Source organism: Pseudomonadota bacterium, assembly GCA_026388255.1.
Lineage (GTDB): Bacteria > Desulfobacterota > Syntrophorhabdia > Syntrophorhabdales > Syntrophorhabdaceae > JAPLKB01.
The window spans coordinates 26,772-38,256 of the sequence record JAPLKC010000025.1 but is presented as its reverse complement, the minus strand read 5'-3'; the positions used below and the strand labels follow the sequence as shown (position 1 = coordinate 38,256).

11 protein-coding genes and 1 pseudogene are annotated in these 11,485 nt (G+C 41.3%); 6 read left to right on the top strand and 6 right to left on the bottom strand.

Annotated features, from left to right (window positions below; genetic code table 11):
• Positions 1-87 precede the first annotated feature (87 nt).
• The 3 genes from NT178_02595 to NT178_02585 form a co-directional block, all read right to left on the bottom strand.
• The gene (locus NT178_02595) at positions 88-510 is read right to left on the bottom strand and encodes a hypothetical protein (protein ID MCX5811420.1); all 423 of its coding nucleotides are present in this window, start codon (positions 508-510) and stop codon (positions 88-90) included.
• 118 nt (positions 511-628) lie between these two features.
• Positions 629-880 (bottom strand): YheU family protein, encoded by a 252-nt coding sequence (locus NT178_02590; protein ID MCX5811419.1) that lies wholly within the window; start codon positions 878-880, stop codon positions 629-631.
• Between the two features lie 76 nt (positions 881-956).
• Positions 957-1,145: a hypothetical protein gene (locus NT178_02585; protein MCX5811418.1), complete on the bottom strand. Its 189-nt coding sequence runs from the start codon at positions 1,143-1,145 to the stop codon at positions 957-959.
• Between NT178_02585 and NT178_02580 the strand changes: the two genes are divergently transcribed.
• A complete protein-coding gene (locus tag NT178_02580; protein MCX5811417.1) occupies positions 1,095-1,322 on the top strand; it encodes a hypothetical protein in 228 nt (75 codons plus the stop codon). The genes NT178_02585 and NT178_02580 overlap by 51 nt on opposite strands.
• Positions 1,228-2,289: pseudogene (locus NT178_02575) on the top strand (ATP-dependent helicase). The gene NT178_02580 and the pseudogene NT178_02575 overlap by 95 nt, the downstream one beginning before the upstream one ends.
• Positions 2,290-2,735: 446 nt before the next feature.
• Here the strand turns inward: NT178_02575 and NT178_02570 are convergent.
• A complete protein-coding gene (locus NT178_02570; protein MCX5811416.1) occupies positions 2,736-4,250 on the bottom strand; it encodes a sigma-70 family RNA polymerase sigma factor in 1,515 nt (504 codons plus the stop codon).
• Positions 4,251-4,823: 573 nt separating this feature from the next.
• Here NT178_02570 and NT178_02565 point away from each other — a divergent pair.
• The 3 genes from NT178_02565 to NT178_02555 all read left to right on the top strand — a co-directional run bounded on the left by NT178_02565 (position 4,824) and on the right by NT178_02555 (position 6,732).
• Positions 4,824-5,351, top strand: a complete 528-nt coding sequence (locus tag NT178_02565) for a hypothetical protein (GenBank protein MCX5811415.1) — start codon at positions 4,824-4,826, stop codon at positions 5,349-5,351.
• A 13-nt stretch (positions 5,352-5,364) separates the two neighbouring features.
• Positions 5,365-6,096 carry a methyltransferase domain-containing protein gene (locus tag NT178_02560; GenBank protein ID MCX5811414.1) on the top strand — a complete coding sequence of 244 codons (732 nt, stop codon included), beginning with the start codon at positions 5,365-5,367 and terminating at the stop codon, positions 6,094-6,096.
• A 489-nt stretch (positions 6,097-6,585) separates the two neighbouring features.
• Positions 6,586-6,732: a hypothetical protein gene (locus NT178_02555; protein ID MCX5811413.1), complete on the top strand. Its 147-nt coding sequence runs from the start codon at positions 6,586-6,588 to the stop codon at positions 6,730-6,732.
• 127 nt (positions 6,733-6,859) lie between these two features.
• Here the strand turns inward: NT178_02555 and NT178_02550 are convergent, their stop codons facing one another.
• Positions 6,860-8,269, bottom strand: coding sequence for a DEAD/DEAH box helicase (locus tag NT178_02550; protein MCX5811412.1), 1,410 nt, complete (start codon positions 8,267-8,269; stop codon positions 6,860-6,862).
• A gap of 372 nt (positions 8,270-8,641) precedes the next feature.
• On the opposite strand from NT178_02550, the gene NT178_02545 reads away from it, so the two are divergent.
• Positions 8,642-9,088 (top strand): CBS domain-containing protein, encoded by a 447-nt coding sequence (locus tag NT178_02545; GenBank protein ID MCX5811411.1) that lies wholly within the window; start codon positions 8,642-8,644, stop codon positions 9,086-9,088.
• A 204-nt stretch (positions 9,089-9,292) separates the two neighbouring features.
• Here the strand turns inward: NT178_02545 and NT178_02540 are convergent, their stop codons facing one another.
• Positions 9,293-11,416: a PBP1A family penicillin-binding protein gene (locus NT178_02540; protein ID MCX5811410.1), complete on the bottom strand. Its 2,124-nt coding sequence runs from the start codon at positions 11,414-11,416 to the stop codon at positions 9,293-9,295.
• Between the last annotated feature and the right edge of the window lie 69 nt (positions 11,417-11,485).

The following is an 11,485-nucleotide window of genomic DNA, read 5'->3' as shown; positions in this document are numbered from 1 at the left end:
TAAACTGATGAGGTTGCATCGGGAAAAGGACAACAATAGGCGGCATAGAAGTAGAAGTAACTCCCGTGCCATGCACCAATCTTCTTTTCATTTCAGTATATTGACGAACCACACGCTATAATCATCAAGAAGCGTATAGTTCTTTGATGTTTCATCTATTGCTTTCAGTGATGCAAGTTCAAGGATGAATCGTTGGTTGTCATGTACCCGTTTCACCTTAATGAGTATTCCCGTAACTTCATTTATGAGGTCTTCAAAACGTTTCAGTTCATAAGTATCGGTATACGAAGGCTGTTTCTTTTTCAGAGCCTCATACTCAGTTTTATCATCATAACCAAAAACATACCTTGCTTGCCATGGAAAGTCTTCGATACCGGTCATGATACAGGGCGTATCGAGATTTATCCTGAGATAGTCCCGGTATAGTGTCAGTGATTTCAAAGTAACAGCCAGATTGTCTGCGCCTAATATTTCTGTTATACGTTGTTTCTGTTCGCTGGGTTTGTCCATAGTCAATCCTTTCCGTGTTTTTTATTGCCCTAATACCTTGTTGCCGGCTTTTCTGAATGTGCCCTGTGTTTCAAAAATTATCAAATATATATACCGGCAAGATTCGGGATAGGCATTATCACTCGGTTAACACCTTAATCTTTTTTAAAATAGGGTTATCAGCCAGGAATATATTGGTGGTTTCATTCTCGTCATCAAAAACAAGAACTGCCAATCCGTTTTCAAGTTTATGTTTTACCTGTCTGAATTTTGTTTCCTGGGAAGCCTCTCTTTCACCATAATCAGTACCGTCTCTTGAAATAAATTCTTCAACAACGCCTTGCAGGGCTTCAGGGCTGAGTTTATTTACTGGAATTATATGGATAGACATTTAAACTTGCCTCACCTGCTCTCGTTTAAGTCGAACAGACCGATTTCCCCGGACACTACCGGCGATGTCAATGAATTCAGATTATGCCTTTGCTTCCACAATCCCCTTCATCTCTCTGGTTTTGATCTGCCCCGACTAATTGTATCACTTTCAGGGTTAGATTTCCTCCTGTTTTTGAATCACTGCCAGAGAGGTCTGGACAAAGATCTGCCTTTTGTACTTTAATATCGGTTTCAGGGGCGCTAATCACCTGAATATCCTTCAATTCCCCAAGGAATTCAAGGGCTGCAAAATAATCAAGCTCCAGGAAAACTATCGCAGCACCCAGTCTATCCTTGATGTGGGCAATGCGGTCCTTAATAACATGTCACATAAATTCGAAAAAAGGCTTGTGTCGGCTACGGGCAGCATTGGTGAAAAAACCTGTGGTATCACAATTTGATGATGTGTACGAGGAGGCTGCCTGGGTGGCACAGAGAGTCCAGACTCTGAAGTCAACCGGCATTGCCGTGAGAGAGATGGCTATTCTCTTCAGGACTGTATTTACCTCCATGCCCCTCCAGGCGGAACTGGTAAAACAGGGGATACGCTTTAAACTCTTCGGGGGTCGGAAATTCTCCGAAATGGCCCATGTCCGCGATGTAGTCTCTTAACTGAGGCTCGTTGCTAACCCCACTGATGAACTGGCATGGCACCGGGTCCTGCTGCTGCTTCCCGGTATTGGTGTCAGGACCGTTGAAAGACTTCTTGAGCTGATTATCCATTACAACAACCTTGCAGATATTATCGATAAAGTTTTTTTGCCCTTCTGCACCGGTCAGAAAAACTCGGAAGTATTTGCCTCCCTGAAAACACTTCTCCAGACTATCTCCGGTCCGTCCATGTTGCCGGCCCGTCAGCTTGAGCTTGTTATGGAGCATTACGGCCCCATCATGAAGGTGAAATACAAGAAGGATTCGTCCAGGGTAAAGGAACTGGTCATGCTCGGACAGATGGCCCAAAGGTACCGCACCTTGAAGGGCTTTCTTGCCGATGTAGCTGTCGATCCCGACAAGGATACAAAAGATGATGATTTCGAATTTCTTACCCTTTCCACAGTCCATTCAGCAAAGGGGCTTGAATGGGGCAGGGTGTTCCTTATCGGCCTGGTGGATGGCGTGTTCCCGTCGAACAGGGCTCTTGTTGATGCCGATGAGGGCGATATCGAGGAAGAGAAGAGGCTCTTCTACGTGGCAATCACACGGGCAAAGGAGGAGCTCTTCCTAAGCTTCTACATCAGGAAGGTTTCTAATGAGCGATCCACAGGCAGACACTGCAGGTTCCTGGATCCCGTGAATGTGGAAAAGACCTTTGAAAAGCGGACAGCGGAGCCGATATACAGACCGGTGCACCGCCGCTCAAGGTATTGATAATTTATTAGCGGCAAGGACTTTGTTCTTGTTGCCATAGATGGTGTCGCTAAAAGATTTGAAATGCTTTTGGTATACTAAAACCTTATGCAAAAAATAGTTGTCGATATGGATGATAACAGCTTAAAATCGTGTTTGTGGGGCATTGTACAGGAGGAGCTTGACATATATATTTCATGTGCTATTACTATATTAAGAAGGGGTACCCATAGCCATTTATGGCATGAAGCCCGCAGCAACCTTGTGAGGCGGAATAAAAATGAAGCCCGTGATGTTTTTGCGAGCCAATCAACTCTGGGTGCCCCTTGTTTTATAAAAAAAGCTATTGGGCTGTTTCCTTCTGTTCCGGGAAAAGCAGGATAAAAAATAATGACAAACAAAAACCCCCTGAAAAAATCAGGGAGTTGTATCAGCTTTATACTAATCGCTAACATTTCACAGCTTGTTTATTCCTGAAAGCTCTCCAGTCTTTTTCGCCTTGACGGGTGTTGCAGCTTTCTCAGGGCTTTGGCCTCAATCTGACGTATACGTTCACGGGTAAGCCCAAAGACATCACCCACTTCTTCTAAAGTAGAATCGGTCTTCTCGCCGATACCGAGCCTCATCCTGATAACCTTTTCTTCTCTCGGAGTAAGGGTTGACAAAACTTTGTATATCTCTTCCTTGAGAGAGATACCTACGAACTCCATAAAAGGCGAAGAGGCTTTTGGATCTGCGATGAAATCACCGAGTTTGGACTCATCATCTCCGATAGGAGTTTCGATTGATACGGTCCCATTAGAAATCTTCATGATCTTTCTGACTTTCTCCAGGGGGAGTCCGACTTTAAGTGAAATTTCTTCGAGATTCGGGTCTCTCCCCAGCTCCTGGAAGAGGGCTATAGTCACCTTGCTGATCTTATTTGTGGTTTCAAGTATATGGACCGGTACCCTGATGGTACGTGCGTAATCTGCAATTGCCCTTGTCATAGCCTGCCTGATCCACCACGTTGAGTATGTAGAAAACTTGTAGCCTTTCTGATAATCATATTTTTCAGCAGCCTTCATGATGCCCATGTTCCCTTCCTGAATAAGGTCGAGGAAGGAAAGACCCCTGTTCATGTGTTTCTTGGCAATATTAATGACAAGTCTCAGGTTTGCCTGAACAAGCCTGTTTTTGACAATCTTCAGTTTGTTATCAATTTCGCTGAGTTCCATCAATTTATGCTTTACAATCCTCGCCTCGCCATCGTCCATGAACTTCATCTGTTGCGCTATCTTTCTGATGATTTCTACGAGAATCTTCTTGTTGAGTTTGAGATTAAGCAGGATTTCTTCTGTCTTGTTTCCGATCATCTTCAGGTCTTTCCTGAGTTCCTTCGTGCTTGTTTCATCCGCTCCAAGCAGTTTGCTTTTGATTTCTTCCTTTTTCTCATGAAGATTTTTTATGTTTTTAATGGAGGATATGGTTTGTTTCTTATATTTCTCCTCATCTTTTTGCGTATAGTTCATTTTGTCGATACTGTTGATCACGTCTGCTATGTTTACGGTCTCTTCCTTCAGTTGCTGACTGATTTTCAAAAGCTCATCCACTGCCTGGGGTAGCTCAAACAAGATGTTCCTTGCCTTTCTTTCACCTTCTTCTATCTTTTTTGCTATCCGGTGTTCTTCATCGGGTGTGAGCAGTGATACACGCCCGATATCCCTTAAATAGGCCCATATTATGTTATCGGCTCTTTCTGAAGGTAACTTTTCAGTTTCTCCCCAATCAGCGCTCACATCATCATGTGATTCAACCTTCTCTTGCATAGTTTCGACTATGTCGATATCAGATTCTGAAAGAAAGTCGCATACATCTTCAATATCTTCGGGAGAAAAGACATTCCGAGGGAGGAGGTCGTTAATTTCATCGGACGTAAGAAAGCCCTTCTCCATTCCTATGTCCATCAGTTGCTTGATCTCAGCGGAATTCTTTATTGTCATTATTAACTCCAAAAGTAAAAATGTCCTTTTGCTTGAAAAGGGCTTTTCAATTTATGTACCTAATTTTATTTATACATATAATACAATACCTGTTTGCCTTGCGTCAAGGCAGTTTAATTCACCACCTGTCTTTTCTCGCCATAAGCAGGACACCTGTTCTCTACTTTCCCATATATAGAAAAGCGGGAAAGGAGAATATAGAAGACATTATATATCTTTTTCGGGATAGATTGTTATCGGTAAGAATTCATATATAAGACCTTTTGCCGGTATCAGTAGAAAATAGAATTCTTATATATCTACCGGCACAATCTGGTGCCGAAACAGAAATTTTCAAATTACCCCGGAGAGAGTAGAAGCAAATATACTAACGATTATTTACAGAGTTTTATCTGATAAGTATGAAATACTGTCTTCAAGGATCAACAAATACTATTCTGCCGCTCTCCGAATATATCATCATACTCTATCCTTAAATAATAATGGGCGGCAGTAAAAATCCCATTGTTGTATTTCAGATGATAAGCAATTCACCCTTTTAGCAACAGAATTTTATGGTATATAATAAGCCCTGTGAAAAAAATCATTGTCGATATTGATAACACATTATGGGATTTTGCCACTGTTCTCTATGAGCGGATAAGAAAGGTAAACACTGCTGTTGCACCACCAAAGGAATGGTATGTCTTCGATTTCTGGAAAGCTTATGTTTCTTCACAAACATTTTACTCCATCATTAAAAGCATCCATATGGATCAGGAACGGTTTCTTCCCTATCAGGATGCACAATCGTTTCTGACATCACTGAAAGAACTTGATATTCATATCATCATCGCAAGCCACAGGGAGAAAGGAACGCTTGGTGCTACGATAAAATGGTTAAAACAGCATAGTCTTATATTCGACGAAATCCATCTCAGCTACGACAAGACGGTCCTTTTTAATGAATGTTGGGCCATTGTTGATGATAGTCCATTTACATTAGAGAAAGCTACCAATGCTGGCATTATAGGTACCGGGTTGAAGATGCCATGGAATGAACATGAAGACTATCCTCTGTTTTATAATCTGCCAGAGGTACTTCATTTCCTGAAAGAATAGTGATACTCTATACATGATGCCTTTCTATTCAAAAATTGCAGATTACTATGACTCCATCTTTCCATTCAACAGAAATCAGATTGATTTTGTTAAAAGCTGCATCAAAGAACCATGTGAGAATAGATCTGTATTAGATATAGGTTGTGGTACAGGAGACCTTGCAATAGCTTTCGCTGATATGGGTCTGCAAGTCATCGGTATTGATACTGACGAAAAGATGCTTTGTAAGGCCAGAGAAAAAATAAACAAAGATAACCCTGTTTCCTTTATCGGTATGGATATGAAAAGAGTCACAGAGCATTTTAATATACCCTTATTTGATATAGTTCTCTGCTTCGGCAATACCCTTGTCCATTTAACCAGCCTCCCAGAGATAGATAACTTCTGTAAACAGGTAAAGAAGATATTAAAAGATGACGGCGCGTTTCTTTTTCAGATCCTCAATTACGACCATATTCTGGACCACAATATCAAATCTCTGCCGCTGATTGAAAACAATACCATTACATTTGAACGATACTACGAATACGATGGTATTAATAATCTCATTGAGTTCAGGACTGTATTGACTGTTAAAGAATCTAATAGAGTTATAGAAAACATAATCCTTCTGTATCCCTTAAGAAAACATGAGCTGGATATGGCACTGAAAAAGGCAGGTTTCACTTATATATCGTATTATGCAGATTTTGATAAGAGCGATCTGAAAGATGACAGCTTGCCACTGGTCGGAAAAGTTACATGATTCCAATTAATTATCTTGGATTACTCTTCAAATTATTCTCTTCAAGTATCTATCCAAAGAAGATTTATCAGCTTTGCTGCAATCCTGTGCTGACAAAGGGAATGCATAGCAAAATATGCATAGCAGTGTACCTAAAAAAATAACCCTATTCATCCTGACCTCCTCTTTTTCAAAGTATCCACGGATAAGCTTAATAAAACATCTTAAAATAGACTATTACAATCTCTTTACTATTAGCTGCGCAGTCAATACCCTTGACCCCTTCCAAATAAAAGAACCTGTCTTACCGCCCCTCTTTAATTGTTACACCCCTCAAAGGCAGAATAAATTCCATAGCAGGAATATAATAAATCAGGTGTACGAACCAGATACAATCCTTCCTTACTGGAAAACCATAGACTAAAGTTATCAATGATATAAAAGAATGGAGTTCCCTATATAAAAGAAAGAGAAAGCATCCTTGATCCCCATAAGGAGAAGATACTGAGTATGCTCGAAGGAGGCTTAAACGTAGTAAAAATCCATGAAGAATTGGCAGCAGCAGGTTTTGCCGGATCTTATTCGCCAGTAAAACAACATGTCAATAAATTGAAGAAGAGAAAGGACATTTTTGTACGAATACACGCCCCTACCTGATGAATAAGCCCAGGGCGACTTTAGCTATGTGGGAATAATCAAATTAATTGATATTATGTGATTTACCCGGATCAGATAAAAATCATATACTTCATGTGGATACTCGGTGATTGCTAAGGCAATGTGATCAGTATCTACGCCCTCTGTTCCTTCCGCTCGTTTTTTTTCTTGAAAATGAAGTGCGTTCGTTTTTAAACTTACTCTCGGTTGCCTGCGGAAAATCTTTATGTTCCCTATACTCTTTACCTTCTTCATCCATGGTCATCTTGAGAAGTGCTGTTGCAATATCTAAGGAGGTATAGTCCTCTTTAAGAAGCGGCTCAATCAGATGCTCATATCGTTCGAGATTGCCTTTATCGAGAATGTCCTTTACCTTGTCGAGGAACGCCATGGTTTTTACCTCTTCCACATCATCAAGCGTAGGTATTGGTCTGCGGGAAATTTTTGTCGCAGCATAAGATTCAATATCTCTGAGCTTATAGATTTCTCTACCTACGACAAAGGTAAATGCCTGTCCATTTTTCCCGGCACGGGCGGTTCTGCCGATACGATGGACATAATACTCATCATCCTGTGGGATGTCGTAATTAAAAACAGCTTCAATATTCTCTATGTCGATCCCTCTTGCTGCAACGTCTGTAGCCACAAGGATTTCTGTATGATTACGCTTAAACCTTTCCATGGCATGTATCCTCTGGGGCTGTGTCATATCACCGTGGATACCCTGAACAAGGTAACCTCGTGCCTCAAGGTGCATAACTACTTCATCAACCCTTCTTTTCATATTGCAAAAGACAAGGGAAGATTTAAAACCGTTCATATCAATGATACGACACAGGACATCAAGTTTTGTTGCCTCTTTTACTTCAATATAAGACTGTTCTACATTAGGAACAGTCAACTGTCTTGGAACAACCCTGACATACTCCGGCGACTTTTGATATTTTTTGGTTAGTTCTAAAATAGGTTTGGGCATTGTCGCTGAAAAAAGGAGTGTCTGCCGTTCAGAGGGAACACTCCGGAGTATAGTTTCTACATCGTCAATGAAACCCATATTCAGCATTTCATCCGCTTCATCAAGAACAACTGTCTTTACATTATCGAGTTTTAAGGTACCCCTGTTGATATGATCTATGGTACGGCCCGGTGTGCCTATAACGACATGAGCTCCTGCCCTGAGGGTAGATATCTGTCTTTCTATGGGCTGCCCGCCATATACGGACAATATAGTAATGTCTTTTTTGTATTTAAGAGCCCTTTTCATTTCCTCTGCAACCTGGATAGCAAGTTCTCTTGTTGGACAGAGAATGATAGCCTGTACTTTTTTTATCTTAGGATGGATTGACTCCAATATAGGGAGGCCGAATGCGAGTGTCTTTCCTGTCCCTGTCTGTGCCTGTCCTATGATATCTCTCCCCTCAATGATGAAAGGAATTGCCTTTGCCTGAATGGGTGTCATTTCTTCAAAACCGAGGTCTTGAACTGCCCTGCGCAATTCTTTTGATAACAAAAGATCTTCAAACTTTTCTACTGCCATAATAATTCCTTCTTCTATTTTTGATTTTGGCCGTGAATCAGATTATCCGTATTTGGTTAAAAGTGATGGAAAAAGCGAATAAATTGAAAACACAACACTGAGTATTATACCACTTATTATGAGGTATTGCAAAGGTTATCATTTATTGGAGGTAAATTGCAGGTTATTGGGGAAAATTGGCAGCCGCAGGTTTAAACTTATATATTTTAAGTTATTATGAAAACATAACCTGATGATTGGCTACCATAAATATCAGACGCCTTACGTTTTTTAAAATATTACTTGCGTGGCAGCCTTTTCCGCTATATATTGTTCAATATAATTATATGACAATCAACAATTTTACAATAATTTATTAAGTGGAGGCAAAAGATGAGAACAGTAAAAGAAATTCTGAAAATTAAATCCAAAGATGTATGGTCTGTTTCTTCAAAAGCGACTGTTTTTGAGGCATTGAAGCTTATGGGAGAAAAAGAAATCGGCGCAGTGATGGTAATGGATGATAACGGGAAAGTGGCCGGCATTATCTCAGAGAGGGACTATGCCAGGAAGATCATCCTGAAAGGTAAGACTTCAAGGGAAACCCCCGTGGAAGAGATTATGACCCCAATGTCAAGTATGTACACTGTAAAACTTGATAATACCATTGATGATTGTATGGTAATTATAACCGGCAAGCGTATAAGGCACCTCCCGGTTTTTGATGGTGATAAATTTTTAGGTCTCATATCAATAGGCGATGTTGTTAAGGGTAAGGTAGCCGAACAGGAGAAGCTCATAGAACAGTTAAGCGATTATATCGCGGGAAAATACGTATAATTCCAGCAGATACATTTGCAAAAGTACCCTGCCGCCGTTTCCTGTCATTCCGGCGGAAGCCGAAATCAAGTGAATTCAATTACTTCTGGATACCGGTTTTCACCGGTATAGAGGCATTTTTAGAGTTTTGCAAAGGTCTTCAACGGCAAGCAAAGCAGGCTTGCGACCTTTGTTGCATTGATCGCAATAACAAACCAGCGGAACCTACTTTTCAGGAGCTTTTGTATCCTCATGCTCAGGCTCTACGGATTGCCCAAAGTCGTCCGGTGGATAGTTTCTCAATGCAGACCCCATAAAGCTCATCCAGATGGGTAGGCAGACCTTGGCGCCGCTTTCTCCCTTACCGAGGGAAGTTCTTGCATCGAATCCTACCCATACGCCTGCGGCTATGTGTGGTGAATAACCCATAAAAAGTGCATCATAATAATTACTCGTAGTGCCGGTCTTTCCTGCAATCGGATAGCCTATTCTTGTTGCCCCCTTTGCCGTTCCGTATTCAACCGGCCCTTTCAAAAGCATATTCATTTTCTGGGCTATCTCTTCAGGGATAACCCTCTGTTTTTCAATCCCGTTCTCTTCGAGTACGTTTCCATCTTCATCAATTATCTTCCTGATAAAAATAGGTTTTATCCTGTATCCTCCGTTTGCAAATACGGAAAAACCCTTCACAAGGTCAAGGAGCGTCATATTTGATGTGCCCAGTGCAATAGAGAGGTTATCGGGGATTTCAGCATCAATGCCAAGCTCAGCTATAGTTTCTTTAACAGTCCTTATGCCGACATCCTCAAGAAGCCTGACTGTAGCAGCATTTTTTGAATATGCAACGGCGTCCTTTATAGTAATCTGACCTTCATATTTTCCGTCATAATTTCTGGGTGTCCATACTCCCCCCAGTCCCGAAGAATAAGTCTTCGGTTCATCTATGATTACCGAATCAGGTTCATATCCCTTTTTTAAAGCTGCCAGATAGATAAAGGGTTTGAAGGCGCTTCCGGACTGTACTTTCGCGGAAACAGCCCTGTTATAAGGGCTTTTTTCAAAATCCCGTCCTCCGACCATTGCGAGCACATACCCTGTATTTACATTCATACACAACAATGCTCCTTCAACCTTCAGGCTCCTGACAGGCTGGAAAATGTGGATTTTCTTTTTATCTGTGCTGCTATAAACTGCTTTTACAATATCTCCCGGTTTATATGGAAAGGTATCCATCGTGATAGCGCCTTTTTCATGGCCCACAAATACCTGATAACCATTTTTTAGCCTTTCCGAAATCAAAACCGAATAAGTCTTTCCAGGTAAAACCCCGGCAAACTTTAAGTCCCTGTCGCTTGCCCGCATAAAGTCGTCCCATTTTCTTCTTTCCAGGCGATAGAGTACAACATAATTGCCTTTGCGCTGCTCATAGAGATATAAGCCTCTCTTTACTGCTTCTTCTGCAAGTTTCTGGGACTGGCCATCCACTGTTGCATATATCTGGAGTTTTTTTCTTGATAGAATGCCTTTTCCGAATTTTCCTTCAACATATTGAAAGATAAAGTCCTTAAAATAAGTATCTGCAAACACACCGTCGTCTTCTCTGATATGAATCTTCTCGTCTAACAGTTCCTTCTTTCTCTTACTGTCAATCATGTTTTTTTCGAACATCTGATCAATTACATATTCCTGCCTGACACGCGCATTTCCGGGATGCTTCTTAGGTGTATACCTTGAAGGCGCTTGTACTATCCCGGCCAGAAGGGCTGCTTCTGCACGCGTAGTTTCCCAGATGTGCTTTCCGAAATATACCTGCGATGCAGCTTCAACCCCATAAACGCCATGCCCCATATACACATTGTTCAGGTAGAGGTTGAGGATCTCTCCTTTTGTCAGGTACCTTTCCAGTTTATATGCAAGTACAGCCTCCCTCAACTTCCTCAATGCGCTTTTCTCAGGACCAAGAATAAGCGTCTTAATTACCTGCTGAGTAATTGTGCTGCCCCCCTGGACAAACCTCCCGTGTATAATGTTTTTCCAGAATGCCCTTGCAATGCCTTGAAACTCAACAGCTCCATGCTTGAAAAACTCAGCATCTTCAGCAGCCAGAAAGGCATCCTTTACATGTTTCGGAATCTTATTGTATGAAACGAAAATTCTGTTGTCAGGGACAACAAGATATACAAGCTGATCATTTGAGCCATAGATACTGCTTGCGGGCTTGTTGCGCAGGTCCTTCAGGACGTTTACGGATGGTATATCTTTTATTATATAGATGGCATAGCCTACAACTATGAAACATACAGATAAAACTACAAGCGAAATAAGGTAAAAGTGTAATCGTTTTTTCAAAATATTATTTCCCCTCGGGTTTCTTACTTTGGCGGCTGCCCGCCCTTTGCGACACGGATTAATTCATTC

Excerpts from the sequence above, each read along its gene's own strand:
- NT178_02590 (MCX5811419.1), bottom strand. The coding sequence starts at position 880 with ATGTCTATCCATATAATTCCAGTAAATAAACTCAGCCCTGAAGCCCTG.
- NT178_02545 (MCX5811411.1), top strand. The coding sequence starts at position 8,642 with ATGAGAACAGTAAAAGAAATTCTGAAAATTAAATCCAAAGATGTATGG.
- NT178_02560 (MCX5811414.1), top strand. The coding sequence starts at position 5,365 with ATGATGCCTTTCTATTCAAAAATTGCAGATTACTATGACTCCATCTTT.
- NT178_02555 (MCX5811413.1), top strand. The coding sequence starts at position 6,586 with ATGCTCGAAGGAGGCTTAAACGTAGTAAAAATCCATGAAGAATTGGCA.
- NT178_02570 (MCX5811416.1), bottom strand. The coding sequence starts at position 4,250 with ATGACAATAAAGAATTCCGCTGAGATCAAGCAACTGATGGACATAGGA.
- NT178_02550 (MCX5811412.1), bottom strand. The coding sequence starts at position 8,269 with ATGGCAGTAGAAAAGTTTGAAGATCTTTTGTTATCAAAAGAATTGCGC.
- NT178_02595 (MCX5811420.1), bottom strand. The coding sequence starts at position 510 with ATGGACAAACCCAGCGAACAGAAACAACGTATAACAGAAATATTAGGC.